This window comes from Afipia clevelandensis ATCC 49720, from assembly GCF_000336555.1.
GTDB classification, from domain to species: Bacteria; Pseudomonadota; Alphaproteobacteria; order Rhizobiales; family Xanthobacteraceae; genus Afipia; species Afipia clevelandensis.
In genome coordinates, this window is the sequence record NZ_KB375281.1 from 3,458,018 (window position 1) to 3,475,717 (window position 17,700).

Genomic DNA, 17,700 nt, shown 5'->3' on the forward strand with positions numbered 1-17,700 from the left:
TCAGTTTCTTCGTCAGTTTCTTGCGTCGAGCCCGACCAGCGCGACCTTGAGATAGCCCGCGTTGCGCAACAGGTTCATCACATCCATCAGTTCGCCGTAAGGCACGGTCTTGTCGGCGCGCAGAAACACCGGGTCGGATTTCTTGCCGCTGGTGGCGGCATCGAGCGCACCGGCGAGGCCGGTGCGCGGAACGATGTCCTCGCCCACTGCGACCGAGAGGTCCGGCTTCACGGTGATGAACACCGGCTTGTCGGGGCGCGGCGGCGGTGTCGCGGTGGAGGCCGGAAGCTCGACGCCGATATCGACGGTGGCGAGCGGCGCTGCGACCATGAAGATGATGAGAAGAACCAGCATCACGTCGATGAACGGCGTGACATTGATTTCGTGTGTCTCGGCCAGATCGTTATCCGTGCCGATATTTCCACCCAGACGTGCGCCCATGACTTACTCCGCAGCGCGCGCGATGCGCAGTGAGCGGCGACCCTGGTCGCGGCTGATCAGCAGCATTACCTGCGCGGTGGCGTCACCGAGCAGCGCGCGATAGGCGGTGATCATGCGCACGAGATGATTGTAGATCACCACTGCGGGAATGGCGGCGATCAGGCCCATCGCGGTGGCGAGCAGCGCTTCTGCGATGCCGGGGGCGACCACGGCGAGATTGGTGGTGTGCGCTTCGGAAATGCCGATGAACGAATTCATGATGCCCCACACCGTGCCGAACAGGCCGACGAACGGCGCGGTCGCACCGATGGTGGCCAGCATGCCGGTGCCGCGCGAAATCCGGCGTGACATGGCCGCTTCGACGCGGCTGAGGCGCAATTCAACGCGCTCCTTGAAGCCGTCGTCATTGACCGTGTCCGACAGTGCGGCTTCGGCGGCGGCTGACTGCACCAGCTTCGAGACGGCGTCCTTGCCGCTGCGCGCGTCACGCTCGGCTTCCATCAGCGAGATATCGTTGCCGAGCACCTTGATGCGCTTCTTGGCGCGCTTGGTTTCGTGACGCAGCTCCAGCAGTTTGGCGACGCAGATCGTCCAGGTGACCAGCGAAGCGAAGGCGAGGCCGATCATCACGAGTTTGACGACGATGTCGGCGCCCATGAACATGCCCCACGGCGACAGGTTGTGCGGCAGGGCGGGATTTTTCGCAGTCTGTCCGATCACCGAGGGCTGGGCGCTGGAAGATTGGGCTGCGGGTGTCTGAACGGCCGGCTGTTGAGCGACAGGCGCCGGGTTTGCGGGTGTTGCTGCCGATGGCGTTGTTGCTGTCGGCGCGGGAGTTGCCGGCGTCGCAGCAGCGGTCGGCGCTGACGGAGTTGACGTTGGCGGAGTTGGCGCCGGCGAAGCGGGTGCGGTGATGGCGGGCGCCGGTGCGGCGGACGGAGCAGGCGCGGCGGTCTGCGCGAATGCCTGCGCGACCATCAGGGATGTTGCTGCGGCAAGCAAGACCAGTGATCCGGCAGCCTTGTTGGAATTGGTCATGTGCTCTCCGCTTCTTCAAATCGCATGTGCAGCCGACATTGGATCAACGCCGGATGGCTTGCAGTTTTGGCAATGTGGTCGTCGTGCAGTTCGCCCGAGGTTGGCCCGAGATTTAACCTGAAGCGCTCGCCGGCAAGTTCGCGGCGAGGCGCCGCGGCCATCGTTACCAGTCATGGCCTTTGCCGGGAGGCAGGATTGAGCTTCAGAATAGTGCACTGCGAAGTCCTTGTCGCCATCGGGAGACTGGATTTGGCCAAAACTGGAACGATTCCAGATTGATCGGCTCCCGTTCGTTCAGTGCAGCCGATGCTCTGGAACACACTGAAAAACGGCATGAAACACCGAGCCGGTCACTAGAACCTCACATTCGTGAACAGGCGCACGCCGAGACCGGGCTGAAGAACCTCGGCTTTTTTGAATGAAATGTGGTTGCGGATTTGCTCGTTGAGCAGATTGTCGCCGGCGAGGCCGATGGTCATCTCGCGCGGCCCGAAGTCCGCTTTGCTGAACGTATGCGTATAGCTCACCTCTGCCTTGAGCAGATTGTACCCGTCTGTCGGTGTCTCGTTGAGGGCGACGTCGTTCTGCGTGAAGGCATGGAGCAGACCGACGCGCGCATACCATTCGGCGCTGCGCCACCACACGCCGCCGCCCGCGCGCATCGGCGCGATGCGCGGCACATTGGTTCCATCGGTGAAGGTCGCACGCACAATGTCATATTGCCCGTCGACGCCGAACATGCCGTCACCCAGCGGTGTGACATCGAGCTGGGCAAGAACTTCCACGCCCCGGAAAATCGCATCGCGCTGGCCATAGGCGACCTGCGTCAGCGGACCCGCCGCGCCGCATGAGGCAAACGTGTCAGTGCAGAAATTTCCGGTCACCTGCTTGAAGATGAAATCCTGGTAGCGCGTGTAGTACAGGCTGGTCTCGAACCGCAATTGTCCCTTCGCGCGCTTGAGTCCGATCTCCGCCGTCTGCGCGGTCTCGATCTTGAGATTGGGATTGCCGATCACGAAAGTGCCCGATGCGCCATCGGAGCCGCGCGAGAACAATTCGGGTGCCGCGGGCGCGCGCTGCACATATTGCGCGTTGAGTGTCGCGACCATCTCCCACGGCAAATTCTTCAGCAGGCCGAGGCTTGCGCTTTTCGGCGCGAAGGTGCGGCGCGCGGGCTCCTCGGAAAATGTGTTCGGCGGCGGCAGGAAATCGGCGGGGAATGTCGGCGCGAGACCCTTGACGATATGGTTCTCGATGCGCCCCGCGGCCTGCATGCGCAGCGTATCGGTGAACTGGATCTGCTCGAACGCGAAGACCGCCGCGGTGTTGGTGTTGGTCTGGGCCAGCAGGCCGCCGAGACTGCCGTCGGTGCCGAGTTCGCGGTGACCGAACTGCGCGCCCCATGTGCCGCTCAGCGCGCCGAAGCCGGTGGCGACCGCGGCGTGGTCAAGCTCGAAGCGGCCCTCGATCTCGCGGTTCTTGATGATGTTCTTCACCGCATCAACACCGTTGGCATCGAGGCCAAGCTCATTATGCTTGTAGTTGCTCATGCCGAGCGTGAAGCGCACAGCGTCGATTCCGTTGGTCGGTGCGCGCCATTCGCCCTTGCTGGTCCATTTGGTCTGTTCCATGTCGATGCGCGAATTCTGCTGCGCATCGGCCACCCCGGGGATGTGATAGAGACTCGTGATGTGCTGGATCGCGGTGCCGATGAAACCGCCGTCGAAAATGTACGAGCCGCCGACGGATTGCCCTTCGGTGTTGAGCCGTGTGTTGGCCTGAACGCCGCCGGGAATCCGGTAATCGCCCGCGCGCCGTCCGTAAGCGTCGGCGTGGATCGCGACATTGTTGCCGCTGGCGTCAAGGCTGACTGCGCCGTCGAGACCGTTGTCCACGGACGACGCGCCGCCCTTGAAGCGTGCGCTGAAGCCGTCCTCAACCAGCTTTTCCGGAATGCGGTTGTTGGTGGCGCTGACCACGCCGCCGATCGCCTGCGATCCGTAGCGCAGCGTGGCAGGGCCGCGGATCACCTCCACCTTGTCGGCCGCAAGCGGATCGATCGGCACGACATGATCCTGACTGAAGTCGGACGCGTCCTGCGTGCCGATACCGTTCTCCTGAACCCGCACGCGGTAGTCGTCGAGACCTCGGATGTTGGGGCGGCTTGCGCCCGGCGCGAAGGTCGAAGCGGACACGCCGGGCAATCCCGACAGCAGATCGGCGAGAGAGGCCGCGTTGCTGCGCTGGATTTCGCGTCCGGTGAGCGCGCTGGACGATTGATATGTGTCGTCGATGACATTGACCGGGCCGCGCTGCAGGCCGTCGCCGGACGTGTTGGCGGAAGGGGCCGGTGCCGAAACCGCAATCTCCGGAAGGACGTCTTGTGCGAGGGACGGGCTGGCAGCGACGGCCGGGACGCAGATCGCCGCCACCGCCGAAATCAATGATTTCACACGCATTTCACCCCCGAACGCCACACTTGTGGAGAGGTTGATAATGCAAGTGCGAACTATTCGCAACAAGAATTTGCGATTGGTTCTCAACAATGGCTGTCAGGCCCGATCAGTGCAGGCAACATCTGCCGCCGGGGCGAACGATGGTCCGCTCCGGCGATCAACAGCGACTATAGAAGTGTTATTCGGCAGGCGCGCCGCTCACGGCCGCCGGAGATTTCTCTGTGACGGCCGGCGCGCGGTTCTTGATGAGCGCGCGCTGGCGGCGCTGGCGCAGCCAGATCAGGATGCCGGTGACGCCAAGCACCGCCGGCATGATGCCGCTCAGGAACACGATGAAGCGCCAGAGTCCGCCGGAGTGGCTGCCTTCATGCAGCCAGCGAATCCATGAGGCGGTGCGGTCGCCAGAAAGCGGCTGGACAACGCTGACGTCTCCGCTGCGATCGCTGATCAGGATCGTCACCGGCTCGGCGTTGCCCGCTTCGCGCAGGCGCACGCGCCACGCGCCGGTCTGCGGGTTCGGATAGAAGATTGCTTCGACCGCGGAATTCGGCCGCGCGGATGCGGTGGCGAAAATCTCGGCCGGCGCGCGCGCGGTGCTCGCCATGATCGGCGCACGCGGTCCGCCGCGCTGCTGCTCGGTCATCGGTGCGACCGATGACAGGAGGCTGCGCCCCTGCTGCGGCCAAGCCAGATAAATCCCCGTGAGCGAAATCAGCGCCAGAGGAAAGCAGATCCAGAAACCGGTCATGTAGTGCAGGTTGGATGATGTCGCCGGGCTTCGCCGCCATGCAAAGGCACGCGACCACTGTCCGCGCCGCGGCCACCACAGATAGAGGCCGGTCAACGACAGCGTCAGCATCGCAACGCCGGTCCATCCGACGATGCTGCGCCCGTAGTCCGGAATCGTCAGGTTCTCGTGGAACACATGCATGAAGCCGAAAAACGTATTGCGGAAGTTGACGACCGAGAGAACCCGCGCGTCATGACGGTCGATGGTCGCGGTGAGGCGCACCGGGCGCTCGCCTTTCGCCGCAGGGCCGCGCAATGCGATGGTCAACGGAACGCGGTCATCTTCCGGAAAGCCGATGAACATCGGCATGAAGCCATCGCCTGCCGCCTTGCGCGCGTTCGCGACGGCCGCCGTGAGGTCGGTCGGCCTCGCGGGCGCCGTCGCGCCCTTCGGCGTGCTGAGATATTCGCCGATGTCATCGTGATAGACGAGGATCGCGCCGGACAGCGCAACCGGCACGAGCAGAACGAAAAGGGCAATGCCGAGCCACAGATGGATGTTGCGCCAGAGCCGCTTCAGACTTCCGCGCCGATGAGTTGCTGTCGCTGCTGACATTTAGATTCGTTCTAAGGTTGCAGACTGGAGGAATTCCAGAAAGCCGCACCGGCGAGGCGCGTGATCCATTTCTTCTAGTCATACGGGGCACATTGCTGCAATTGCCGAACGCGCCCGCGATGCCAGTTTGCAGAAGTTCTAAATTCAAAGGGTTGCCCTGCGCGGCTGCATTTTTCAAAAGCTGCCCTGAAATCGCCGTTCTCATGAACGCGCGGCAGTGTGATTGCGGGGGCAAGCGATGCGGAACAGGTTCAACAGAGTTATCAAGCCGAAGAAGGCACAGAAGCAGGGTGCGATTGCCGCTTCGGCGCTTCAGGCAGAAGCCGCTCCGCCGTCATCGTCGCCTTTCATCCGCGCCTCGGTGCGCAAGCCCGGCACGGCGATGCTCGGCCTCGCATCGGTGATGCTGGCCACGAATGCCATGGCGCAGGAAGCGCTCCCGACCATCGACGTGCAGGAAACCGCGGGGAATGGTGGCGGCGGCTATCAGGCTTCGGCGCCGCAGGTTTCGCGCATTCCGACTCCGCTGCTCGACACACCGCAGACGGTCAACGTCGTGACCCAGCAGGTGCTGCAGGAACAGCGTCTCACCAGCATGGAAGACGCGCTGCGCACGGTGCCCGGCATCACCTTCTCTGCAGGTGAAGGCGGCAACCAGGGCGACACGCCGATCATCCGCGGCTTTGCGGCAAAGGGCGACATTTTCCGTGATGGCATCCGCGATCCGGGCTGGTACACGCGCGATCTGTTCAACGTCGATCGCGTCGAGGTTTACAAGGGACCGTCGGCATTCGCATTCGGACGCGGGTCGACCGGCGGTGCGATCAACCTTGTCACCAAGCTGCCGACGAATTCGCCGATTCCCTACATCGAAGGTTTTGTCTCCGGCACCACCGCCGGAGGATATCGCACCGAGGTCGATGCGCAGGGCAAGAAGGACAATGTCACCGGCCGCATCGCCGCGATGTATCAGGACATGCCGACACCCGATCGAGACAATGTCGGCGTCAAGCGCTGGGGCGTCGCGCCGTCGATCAAGATCGACCTGAACTCGGAAACCCGAGCGATCGTCAGCTACATTTATCAGGGCGAGGAAAGCGTTCCGGACTACGGCGTGCCGTATCTGCCGGCTCCGGTCCGCAGCCCGACAACGGGTGCGCTGACAAGTCAGGGCTATTACGGCAACGGTCAGGCGACCACGCCGATCCCCGTGCCGCGCAGCAACTGGTACGGTGTTGCGGGCGGGCCTCTGGCGGATGTCGTGAAGACCGATACGCATATCGGGACGATCAAGATCGAGCGCGATCTCGCGCCAGATCTTAAGATCAGCAACGCGACACGATTCATCAGCAACAATCGCTTTGCGATCAACACCGCGCCAAGATCGCTGGGCGATAATACCAATACCCCATTCGCGAATCCGTTGCCGGCCGGCATGTACAACTATCCGGTGGATCAGATGACCATCGGACGCCAGCATTTCCAGATTGAAACCAACAACACGCTGCTGACAAATCAGACCGATATCGGCGGCAAGTTCTATACCGGTTCGCTGCTTCACACATTCTCTGCGGGCTTCGAGGCAACGCGCGAAACGCGCTATCAGCAGCGCGCGCGCGGCGTCGGACCATCGGGCAATGCGTCCAATCTGTGCGATCCCGCCCAGTTGGCTTGCCGGACAAGCGCTTACTATCCCATTGATACGTCGTTCGGCGGCTATTTCGGCGGCTGGAACACCTCGCTGTCGACCGAGACAACGACGATCGCGGCCTATGCCTTCGACCAGATCAAGCTCAATGAGTATTTTGAGGTGCTCGGCTCGATCCGTCAGGATCATTATGTCGCGGAGTTCGGCGATCCCGGCAACGCCACGCCGGCCAACCGGAATCTGTCCCGCACGGACGACATGACGAGCTGGCGCGTCGGCGGCGTATTCCATCCGACAAAGAATTCCAGCGTGTATGCGGCCTACGGTGTGTCGTTCAATCCGTCGGCGGAATTCGGAGTTCTGTCGAGTTCGGTCAACAACACGGCGAGCCCGTTGCTCGATCCCGAGAAGAACAGGACCATCGAAGTCGGCGCCAAGGCTGACTTCCTCAACAACAAGCTCAGTTTGACCGGGGCGATCTTCCGGATCGAGAAAACCAACCTGCGCATTCCGTCCGATCCGTCGAATACGACGGCGGCACTGGTGCTGGATGGCCTTGCCCGCGTCGATGGTATCGAGCTTGGTATCGCGGGTGCGCTTACGGACAAATGGCAGATTTTCGCCGGCTACAGCTATCTGCAGTCGGAGATTGTCAGGACCAGCAATCTCGCCGAACTTGGCCGTGCGCTGCCCAGCACGCCGCATAACAACTTCAACCTGTGGACGAGCTACGCGGTCACGCCGGACCTGACCATCGGCGGCGGCGTGCAGTATCAGGACGATGCGTTCGCCAACACCACCAACACCGCCTACGTGCCGGCGTTCTGGAAGTTCGACGCGATGGCGGCTTACAAGGTCACCAAGAACTCGACGCTGCAGTTGAACGTCTACAATATCGGCGATGCGATGTACTATGCCCAGTACTACGCCGGTCACGCAGTTCCGGCCTCCGGCCGCTATGCGGCGTTGAGCTATCGTATCCGGTTCGAGCCGGATGCCGCGGTCATACCGGCGAAGATCGTCAAGTAACGGCGATCAGAGCTGCGTCCACACTACGGCCGCCCTGAGGGGCGGCCGTTTGCCATGAATGACAGGTCCCCCTGCCCAGGGGCTTTCTGCAAGGGGACTTGGAGCGAAGGCGTTTCGGCGCTAACGCTGGAGCAACGATGGAGCCGACGCCATGATGCTGCACATTCCGAACGTCCTGACCTCCGAGCAGGTCGCGCGCTGCAAGGACGTCATGACCAGGGCCGCCTGGGTCGATGGCAATATCACTGCCGGTCACCAGTCCGGCAAGGTGAAGTTCAATCTGCAACTGCCGGAGCAGTCCGCCGAGGCGCGCGACCTCGGCGACATGGTGCGCACCGCGCTGCTGCGCAATCCACTGTTCATGTCGGCGGTGCTGCCGCTGCAGATCTTCCCGCCGCTGTTCAATCGCTACGATGCCGGCATGACCTTCGGATCGCATATCGACAACGCGATCCGCACCCATTCGCAGCAGCCGGTGCGTATCCGCACCGACGTCTCGACCACGCTGTTTATTTCTTCACCTGAGGATTACGACGGCGGCGAGCTGGTGGTGGAGGACACCTATGGCAGCCACAGCGTCAAGCTGCCCGCGGGCGACGCGATCATCTATCCTGCGACCAGCGTGCATCATGTGACGCCGATCACGCGCGGTTCGCGCATCGCCTCGTTCTTCTGGACCCAGAGCATGATCCGCGATGTCACCCATCGCGCCATGCTGTTCGATCTCGACATGGCGATTATCCGCCTCAACCAGGATGTGCCGGATCATCCGTCGCTGGTGTCGCTGACCGGCTTCTATCACAACATGCTCCGCCAGTGGGCGGAGATGTAACGCTTAAGCCGACTTCGCCTGCGCCGCGATGAAGGCGCGCCAGCCGCCGAACGATGTGATGTCGCGCGCGCCTTCGGTTGCACTGGCCTCGACCAGGAAACCTTTCACGCCCGACCCGCCGGCGAGTGTCACCGTGCCGATCGACAGCGGCGAAGGGATCGCCGCCACGAACGCGCCGAAGGCTTTTGTCGGCAGCGCCCAGACTTCGATAGCGATGGCGGAGCCGGTGCCGGGCGCGACCCGCAGCATTCCCGGTTTGGGCGGCACCGTGCCTTTCAGCGCATAGAGTTTGTAGTCGGGTGCGGTCGAGGTCGCCTCGAGCAGTCTTCCTCCAAGGGACAGCAACTCGTGATTGAGCGCCATGCCCGACAGATGCGCGCCGACAGCGACAATGGCCACTTCATCCTTGCCCGGCTTCTTCGAGACCGGCGCCAGTACCGGCGGCGCCACGCCCCTGGCGCCGGTTTTGAGTCTGGTGTCGGCATGGAATACGCGGCCGATGCTGGCGAGTTTCGCGTCCTGTCCGGCAGGCGCGAGCAACGTGATGCCGAATGGAATGCCGTCCGCGCGCATCGCGGCAGGGATGGCGAGGCCGCACATGTCGAGCAGGTTGACGAAGTTGGTATAGGTGCCGTTGCGGCTGTTCAGTTCGATCGGGTTGGCGAGCACATCCTCGACTGTGTAAGCGGTCGGTGCGGTCGGCAGCACCATGAGATCAATGGACTCGAACGTCGCGCGGCTTTTCTGCCGCATCGCCTCCAGCTTGTAGAGCGCGGCGAATGTATCGGCGGCGGAGATGTTCGCGCCCTTGAGCGTGATCTCGCGCGTGACGGGATGCACGGCGTCGGGATCTTTCGCGAGCAGATCGCGGATCACAAGGTAGCGTTCCGCCACCCATGGTCCTTCATAGAGAAGCTGCGCGGTCTCGTAGAACGGCGCGAGATCGAACTCGATCGGCACCGCGCCGAGCGCGATCAGGCGCGCGACGGCGGCGTCGTAATTCTGCTCCGAGACGGCGTCGCCGAAGAATTTCAACTGTCCCTTGCGCGGAATGCCGATCCGGATGCCGGCAGGGAACGCCGTCACGGGTCCGACGAAGCGATCGCGGGAATACGGATCGGTCGCGTCGTATCCGGCCATCACATCGAGCGCGATCATGGCGTCATCGACATTGAGCGAAAAGATCGAGACGCAATCCAGCGTGCGGCAGGCGGGCAATACGCCCGAGGTCGACATCAGCCCCAAGGAGGGTTTCAGCCCGACAATGTTGTTGAGCATCGCCGGGACACGGCCCGAGCCCGCGGTGTCGGTGCCGAGCGACAGCGGCAAAAGGCCCGCCGACACTGCAACCGCCGAACCCGAACTCGATCCGCCCGGCACGAGGTCGCTGCGCACGGCATTCTTCGGAATGCCGTAAGGCGAGCGGACGCCGACAAGGCCGGTGGCGAACTGATCGAGATTGGTCTTGCCGATCACGATGGCGCCCGCTGCGCGCAGCCGTGCGACGGTGTTGGCGTCCCGCGTCGGCATGTAAGAGAAAGCAGGGCAGGCCGCGGTGGTCGCAAGCCCCGCGACGTCGATATTGTCCTTCACCGCGACCGGCACACCGTAAAGCGGCAGCGAGGTGTCGCCTTTCGCCGCAAGCGCCTCGGCTTCCGCAATGGCTTCGGCTTCATCGCGCAAGCTGATGAAGATGGCGGGATCGCCGTGGTCGCGGATACGCTGGAAGCTGCGCGCAACGGTCTTGGCAGGTGTGGTCGTGCCTGCGCGATGCGCGGCCACGATCTCGGCAACAGTCTCGGTCACAAATCGCTTCCCGTCTTTGTCCTTGAGAGGTTCATTCAGCAGGCACGGCAGCCGGTTTTGACATGGCCGTCATCGCCGCGCCCGAGCGGGCATAGGCGAAGAAGCCTGCCGCCACCAGAGCATAGGCCAGTGCAACGCCGGGAGTCACGGCGATGCCGACGGCAGGGCCGTGCATGAAGCCGAAGAACGTGAGCACCGCGCCGACGGCGGCGAAGGCGGCGGCCTTGATGAAATCGCGCTCGATCACGAACACCGCCATTGCCGCCAGCACAAGGCCCGACAGGATCGAGCCTTCGCCGAGAATTTCGAGGCCATGGTAGAGCACACCGGTGGCCCCTAGCTTGTCCATGCCGACTGCGGCGGCGCTGGTCCCTGCGGCGGTCAGTGCGCCGTCCACCAGTGTCTTGCCCCAGGCGGCGAGATGCGGCGTCAGCGCCAGCACGATGGCGGGCGCATGAGTTGCGGGCGTTGCCTGGAACGCCTGCGCGCCGACCAGCATGCCGATGTAAAGCAGGATCGGCAGGATCGCGACCACAGGCACGAGGTTCAGCAGCAGCGAGATCACACCCAGCCATGCCAGCACGATCACCATCGCGCCGGTCGCGGCGGAATAGCCGATGCGTCCGCCCATCGCCTTCCAGCCGGGATGGCCGATATAGACCGCGTTGATGAAGGGATTGCCCATCAGCGCGCCGATCAGGCTGACGACGCCGTCGGCTGTGAGCACGCGGGTGGTCGGATAGTGGTCGCCGGCCGCTTCCGCGCTTTCCACATTGTCCATCGCCTCGACGAGGTCATAGACGCCGAACGGAATCGCGGTGACCAGGATGATGCCGATGAACTCGAAGCCGGAGAACACATGGCCGATAGCGGGGATCGGCAGCGAGAAGCCGATATTGCTGAACGCCGCGCCGAGTTTCGCCAGACTCATGCCGCCGATGTTGAGGCCGAACAGATTGGAGCCCCACGCGATCGCGGTGCCGACGAAAATGGCGACAAGACCCGCCGGAATATTTTTCGGATACTTCACGCCGCCGAACCAGCTTGCGAGGATCACGGCAAAGCATGTCAGGCCGATCACCGGCGTCATGAACATCTCGAAAGCCGGGCGCATCGAGATGAAGGCGACGGAAACGCCGGCCAGCGTGCCGAGCAGTGCGGCGCGGGGCGTGATGCGCTGGATCCACGGCGCGATGAAGCCGCCGAGCATCAGGATGAAGCTCTGGATGAACACCCAGGTGAGACCCGCTTCCCAGGCCTTGATGGGGTCATTTGTCTTGAGAAGGATCGGCAGCATGATCACAAAGGTGACGATGAACATGTGCGGCACGCTGACGCCGGACGGCAGCGCGCAGACATCGGTGCGTCCGGTCTTTTGCGCGAGGCGATAAGCCAGCCAGGCGTAATACATGGTGGAGAGGAACATCATCAGCCCAAGCGCTGGCAGGATGCGGCCGAACACCAGCGAGTCCGGCATCTTGAGCACGAAGCGCAGCAGCGCCGTCAGCGTCAGCATGTTGACGAGAATGTTGGTGCCGAAGCCGAAGAAGGCATTCCAGTCGCCCGGCGCCCAGAGGATCGGTTTGCCGGAAGTCGCCGTGTCGGATGTGTTCATCGCGCGCCCCTATGCAATCATTTTCGATGGTTCGGAATTGAGTGCCGCCAAAACCTCTGCCGAAGAACTGACCCAGCCGAAGATGCCGCCTTGCGCCTTGATCATGCGCAGGCCCATCTCGTGAAATTCGGGGAAGTAGGAGGCGCAGCAATCCGCCAGCACGACGCAGCGATAACCGCGGTCGTTGGCTTCGCGCACCGTGGTGTTGACGCAGACTTCGGTGGTGACGCCGCAGACCAGAAGGTTTTCGATGCCGCGGGCTTTCAGGATGTCGCCAAGTCCGGTGGCGTAGAACGCGCCCTTGCCCGGCTTGTCGATCACGATCTCGCCCTTGATCGGATAGAGCGGCGGCACGATGTCGTGTCCCGCTTCGCCGCGAATGAGAATCCGTCCCATCGGGCCGGGATCGCCGATCCGCAATGACGGCGCGCCGCGTTCGATCTTGGCGGGCGGCGCATCGGACAGATCCGGCAGGTGGCCTTCGCGGGTGTGAACCACCAGCAGCCCGGCCTTGCGGAATGCCGCGAGCACATCGCCGCACGGCTTCACCGCGCGGGTCAGTTGCGAGACATCGTTGCCGAGCGTTTCGCCGAAGCCGCCGGGCTCGAGGAAGTCGCGCTGCATGTCGATGATCACCAGCGCTGTCTTCGCCCAGACCAGTTCGAGCGGCGCCGGTTCGGCTGCGAGCAAATTTTTGGTCGGTGGCATCGGCATCGCCTTCGTTAACCGTCGTTAACGAAGCAAGCGGTGTGCCATTGTGTACAAACCGAAGGGGTGCCCCCGCTCAGCCCGAATGCGGAAGTGAAACAATGGCTTGTGGCCGTGAAGACGGCCTCGCGGCGAACCCGGATTGGCGGGACGGTTTGGCGCGCCGGCTAAATTTTAGGCGGCGTGCTTCAGCGGGCATGCGTCCTTCCCGGTGATTGACACTTTCCTATCAATCTGCATTATATTGCATTAGTCGCCGGAGAGCGGCACGATATCTGCATTATTATTCTGATCATGCAGCCATCAGGGGAGGGATGCCGATGCCTGCGCTTGCGGGAGCTGCGGCGCTGAGACGTTTTTCGGGTGCGCAGCCGTGACCGCTGCGGCGGCCCATCGTCAGGCCAGCGCGCAGGCGCTGTTCGCGACTCCGAATATCATCGCCGACCGCAAGGCGGATGGCAGCATCTGGCTGAAATCCGCCACGCCTTTGCAGCCGTTCGCGCGCTGCGTCGGCGACTGGCTGGAGCAATGGGCGCGCGAGACGCCGGACACTGTGTTTCTCGCCGAGCGCGCCAGCGCCGATCTGCCGTGGCGCAAGCTGACCTATCGCGAAACGATGCGGCGCATGCGCGCCGTGGCCTCGTGGATTCTGGCACAGGGCATGAGCGCCGAGCGGCCTCTTGTCATTCTCTCTGACAATTCCATCGACCATGCCATCTTCATGCTGGCGGCGATGCATGTGGGCGTGCCGGCTGCGCCGGTGTCGCCGGCCTATTCGCTGATGTCGAAGGACTACGACAAGCTGAAGAGCATGATCGCGCTGCTCGATCCGGGAGCGATCTATGTCTCCAGCGCGACGATGTTCGCCGCCGCGCTGACTGCGATTGCGCCCGCGCATACCGCGATTGTGGTCGCAGGCGATCCGGATGGTTTCGAGGGCGCGATTGCCTTCTCGTCGCTGACCGCTGCGGCGGAAACGCCGGATGTGGCGCGCGCGTTTGCTGGCGTCGGTCACGACACCATCGCCAAGTTTCTGTTTACGTCAGGATCGACCGGTGCGCCGAAGGCGGTGATCAACACCCAGCGCATGCTGACCTCCAATCAGGCGGCGAAGGGGCAGACCTGGCCCTTTCTCAGTGAGACCGGCTTCACCACGCTCGACTGGCTGCCGTGGAGCCACACCTTCGGAGCCAACCACAATTTCAACTGCGTGCTGCGCAATGGCGGCACGCTCTACATCGACAGCGGCAAGCCCGCGCCCGGCTTGTTCGCGCTGTCGCTCGCCAATCTGCGCGATGTGATTCCGACGGTATATTTCAACGTGCCGCGCGGCTACGACATGCTGATCGCGGCGCTGCGCGAGGATGACGACCTGCGGCGGCGTTTCTTCTCGGACGTGAAACTGCTGTTCTACGCGGCGGCGGCTCTGCCGCAGAATCTCTGGGATGCGCTGGAAGCGCTCTCGATCGCGACCGTCGGCCATGCGGTGCCGATGGTGTCGGCCTGGGGATCGACCGAGACCGCGCCGCTCGCCACCGATTGTCATTTTCAGGCGCAGCGCTCCGGCAATATCGGCGTGCCGGTTCCGGGCACCGAGATCAAGCTGGTGCCGACCGGCGACAAGCTGGAAGCGCGGGTGCGCGGGCCCAATGTCACGCCCGGCTACTGGAAAGCGCCGGAGCAGACTGCTAAAGCATTCGATGCCGATGGCTTCTATATGATGGGCGATGCGATGGTCCTTGCGGACAGCGCGCGCCCCGAATTGGGCCTGTTCTTCGATGGCCGCGTCGCCGAGGACTTCAAACTCACATCGGGAACATGGGTCAGCGTCGGCACGCTGCGCATCGCAGGCATCGCTGCGCTTGCGCCAATCGCGCAGGACATCGTGGTCACCGGCCACGACAGGGACGAGGTGCGCTTTCTGGTGTTCCCGAACATTGCGGCCTGCCGCGCGCTGGCGAAACTGCCGGGCGCCGATGTGGCGGATGTCTTGCGCGCGCCCGCGGTGCGTGAAGCGGTGGCGCAGGGCCTGGCACGCCTGAAAGGCAATGGCGGCGGCTCATCGAGTTTCGCCACCCGTGCGCTTCTGCTCGTTGAACTGCCGTCGGTAGATGGCGGCGAGATCACGGACAAGGGCTACATCAACCAGCGCGCGGTGCTGTCGCGCCGTGCGCCGGATATCGAAAGGCTGAATGACAATGGATGCGGCGACTGGATCGGATGTCCGGGCTGAACGGCCGCAGGATATGGACATGGGCTTGGGCATGGAAACCACGAGGCCATGCGCGGTGCAGGCGGGTCCATGTACGCGCTGTGGTGGATGTGCCTTGCGCGCAGCCGTGAAAATGCAAAGCGTGAACAAGTCCGCAAAAGTCTGAACAGAAAACAGAACCGGCTTGAAAAGCCGGATGGCTCGCGAACCAAAACACAAGAACCGGAGGGAACGTCAATGTCCAGGATCATCAAGGTAAGCCGCAGAACGCTGTTGTCCGGCGTGGCCGGGGCCGCCACGCTGGCGGTGACGCCACGCATTTTCAGCCCCGCAATTGCGCAGAACGCACCGCTGAAAGTCGGTCTGATGCTGCCCTATACCGGCACCTTCGCGAAGCTCGGTCAGTTCATCGATAACGGCTTCGAGCTTTACTATCAGCAGAAGGGCCTCAAGCTCGGCGGCCGCGAGGTGCAGTTCATCAAGGTGGACGACGAATCCAAGCCGGAGGCCGCGACCGACAACATGAATCGTCTGGTCGGGCGCGAGAAGGTGGATGTCGTGGTTGGCACCGTGCATTCCGGTGTCGCCATGGCGATGGTGAAGGTGGCGCGCGACACCAAGACCATGCTTATCATTCCGAATGCGGGCGCCAACGACGCCACCGGCGCGCTGTGCGCGCCGAATGTATTCCGCACCTCGTTCTCGAACTGGCAGACGACCTATCCCGCCGGCAAGGTGCTGGTCGATGCCGGCATCAAGAATGTCGTCACCATCACCTGGCGCTACACCGCAGGCGCCGAAATGATCAGCGCGTTCTCGGAAAACTTCACCAAGTCCGGCGGCAAGATCGTCGAGGATCTGACGCTGCCGTTTCCGGAGGTCGAATTCCAGGCGCTGATCACCCGCATCGCTACCCTGAAGCCCGATGCCGTGTTCTCGTTCTTCGCCGGCGGCGGCGCGGTGAAGTTCGTCAAGGATTACGCGGCGGCGGGCCTCAACAAGACCATTCCGCTTTACGGCGCGGGCTTCCTCACCGACGGCACCATCGCGGCGCAGGGCGAGGCCGCCAGCGGCATCAAGACCACGCTGCACTACGCGGACAATCTCGATAACCCGGCGAACCTTGCCTTCCTGAAGGCGTTCAAGGCCAAGACCGGCAACGACGGCGATATCTATGCGGTGCAGGGCTATGATGCCGCGGCGCTGTTCGACATCGGCCTCACGGCGGCTGGCGGCGATGCCAAGGCGCAGGACAAGATGATCGCGGCGATGGGCGCTGCGAAGATCGACAGTCCGCGCGGGCCGTTGTCGTTCAACAAGGCGCACAATCCGATCCAGAACATCTATCTGCGTGAGGTGCGCAACGGCCGCAACGAACTGGTGTCGATTGCGCAGAGCGCGGTCGACGATCCGGCCCGTGGCTGCAAGATGGCGTGAGGCGCGAGCGGATCGGCGCACATAAAAGAGCCACCGGCTCCTCTCCCGATGTCGTCCCCGCCAACGGATCGGCGCGAAGCGCCGTCCGATGACAGGCTCCGGCGGGGACCCATAACTACTATGTTTGATATTTCGCACAGAATCTGCATCAGCATGTTTGCGGAAGGCTCGGATTCAGCGAGTATGGGTCCCCGCCTTCGCGGGGACGACATCGTATGTGTAGTTCATGCCGCTTTTTCTGACGGGACACATTAAATGGACCTCGTAACTTTCGGCGTTCAGCTTCTGAATGCCATTCAGTACGGGATGGTCCTGTTTCTGGTCGCCAGCGGACTGACGCTGGTGTTCGGCATTCTCGGCGTGATCAATCTCGCCCATGGCGCGTTCTATATGCTGGGCGCGTATCTGGCTTACTGGATCGCGGCTTACACCGGCAGCTTCTGGATCGCGGTCTTTGGCGGCGTGGCCATTGCCTTTGTGGTCGGCCTGCTGCTGGAGAATGTTTTCATCCGCAGGCTCTATGGCCGCGATCATCTGGTGCAGGTGCTGCTGTCGTTCGGTCTTATTCTGGTGATCGACGAAGTCCGGCAATTGCTGTTCGGCAAGGATGTCCATTCGGTGCTGCCGCCGGAAGGATTGCGCGGCACGATCCAGCTCACCGACAATCTGTCCTATCCGGTCTATCGGCTGGCGATCTGCGCGTTATGTCTGGTCGCGGCGGCGATCATCTATCTCGTCATCACCCGCACCAAGATCGGCATGATCGTGCGGGCGGGCGCCGAGAACCGCGAAATGACTCGCACCCTCGGCATCAGCTTCGACGCCGTCAATCGTTACGTGTTCGCGGTCGGCATCGCGCTGGCTGCGCTCGGCGGCATCATCGTCGCGCCGGTCTCGACCGTCTATCCCGGCATGGGCGACAGCATGCTCATCCTGTCCTTCGTCGTTGTGGTGCTGGGAGGCATCGGCTCGATCGGCGGCGCGGCCATCGGCGCGCTGCTGATCGGCCTCACCGATACTTTCGGCAAGGTGTTCTTCCCGAGCGTGTCGAGCGTGCTGATCTATGTGCTGATGGCGGCGGTTCTGCTCTGGCGTCCGAACGGCATTCTCGGCCGGCGCGAGGTCTAATCCAC

The 17,700-nt window shown here is 63.0% G+C and carries 12 protein-coding genes; 5 read left to right on the plus strand and 7 right to left on the minus strand.

What is annotated here, in order from left to right:
• Positions 1-12: 12 nt before the first annotated feature.
• The 4 genes from exbD to HMPREF9696_RS16580 form a co-directional block, all read right to left on the minus strand.
• On the minus strand, positions 13-441 hold the full coding sequence (gene exbD / locus HMPREF9696_RS16565) for a TonB system transport protein ExbD (RefSeq protein ID WP_002714190.1): 429 nt from the start codon (positions 439-441) through the stop codon (positions 13-15).
• A gap of 3 nt (positions 442-444) precedes the next feature.
• On the minus strand, positions 445-1,479 hold the full coding sequence (exbB, locus tag HMPREF9696_RS16570) for a tonB-system energizer ExbB (RefSeq protein ID WP_002714191.1): 1,035 nt from the start codon (positions 1,477-1,479) through the stop codon (positions 445-447).
• A gap of 353 nt (positions 1,480-1,832) precedes the next feature.
• Positions 1,833-3,938 carry a TonB-dependent receptor gene (locus tag HMPREF9696_RS16575; protein WP_002714192.1) on the minus strand — a complete coding sequence of 702 codons (2,106 nt, stop codon included), beginning with the start codon at positions 3,936-3,938 and terminating at the stop codon, positions 1,833-1,835.
• Between the two features lie 175 nt (positions 3,939-4,113).
• Positions 4,114-5,280 (minus strand): PepSY-associated TM helix domain-containing protein, encoded by a 1,167-nt coding sequence (locus HMPREF9696_RS16580; protein WP_002714193.1) that lies wholly within the window; start codon positions 5,278-5,280, stop codon positions 4,114-4,116.
• 238 nt (positions 5,281-5,518) lie between these two features.
• On the opposite strand from HMPREF9696_RS16580, the gene HMPREF9696_RS16585 reads away from it, so the two are divergent.
• A complete protein-coding gene (locus tag HMPREF9696_RS16585) occupies positions 5,519-7,957 on the plus strand; it encodes a TonB-dependent receptor (RefSeq protein WP_002714194.1) in 2,439 nt (812 codons plus the stop codon).
• 151 nt (positions 7,958-8,108) lie between these two features.
• The gene (locus tag HMPREF9696_RS16590) at positions 8,109-8,789 is read left to right on the plus strand and encodes a Fe2+-dependent dioxygenase (RefSeq protein ID WP_002714195.1); all 681 of its coding nucleotides are present in this window, start codon (positions 8,109-8,111) and stop codon (positions 8,787-8,789) included.
• A gap of 3 nt (positions 8,790-8,792) precedes the next feature.
• Here HMPREF9696_RS16590 and atzF read toward each other — a convergent pair whose 3' ends face one another.
• The 3 genes from atzF to HMPREF9696_RS16605 are packed head-to-tail and all read right to left on the minus strand — an operon-like array spanning position 8,793 to position 12,918.
• Positions 8,793-10,595: an allophanate hydrolase gene (gene atzF / locus HMPREF9696_RS16595; RefSeq protein WP_002714196.1), complete on the minus strand. Its 1,803-nt coding sequence runs from the start codon at positions 10,593-10,595 to the stop codon at positions 8,793-8,795.
• A gap of 31 nt (positions 10,596-10,626) precedes the next feature.
• Positions 10,627-12,210, minus strand: a complete 1,584-nt coding sequence (locus tag HMPREF9696_RS16600) for a hypothetical protein (RefSeq protein WP_002714197.1) — start codon at positions 12,208-12,210, stop codon at positions 10,627-10,629.
• A 9-nt stretch (positions 12,211-12,219) separates the two neighbouring features.
• On the minus strand, positions 12,220-12,918 hold the full coding sequence (locus HMPREF9696_RS16605) for a cysteine hydrolase family protein (protein ID WP_002714198.1): 699 nt from the start codon (positions 12,916-12,918) through the stop codon (positions 12,220-12,222).
• A 373-nt stretch (positions 12,919-13,291) separates the two neighbouring features.
• Between HMPREF9696_RS16605 and HMPREF9696_RS16610 the strand changes: the two genes are divergently transcribed.
• The 3 genes from HMPREF9696_RS16610 to HMPREF9696_RS16620 all read left to right on the plus strand — a co-directional run bounded on the left by HMPREF9696_RS16610 (position 13,292) and on the right by HMPREF9696_RS16620 (position 17,695).
• Entirely contained in the window at positions 13,292-15,151 is a 1,860-nt protein-coding gene (locus HMPREF9696_RS16610) for a feruloyl-CoA synthase (RefSeq protein ID WP_002714199.1), read from the plus strand.
• Positions 15,152-15,367: 216 nt separating this feature from the next.
• Positions 15,368-16,567 carry an ABC transporter substrate-binding protein gene (locus HMPREF9696_RS16615; protein ID WP_002714200.1) on the plus strand — a complete coding sequence of 400 codons (1,200 nt, stop codon included), beginning with the start codon at positions 15,368-15,370 and terminating at the stop codon, positions 16,565-16,567.
• Positions 16,568-16,822: 255 nt separating this feature from the next.
• On the plus strand, positions 16,823-17,695 hold the full coding sequence (locus HMPREF9696_RS16620) for a branched-chain amino acid ABC transporter permease (protein WP_002714201.1): 873 nt from the start codon (positions 16,823-16,825) through the stop codon (positions 17,693-17,695).
• Positions 17,696-17,700: the final 5 nt, after the last annotated feature.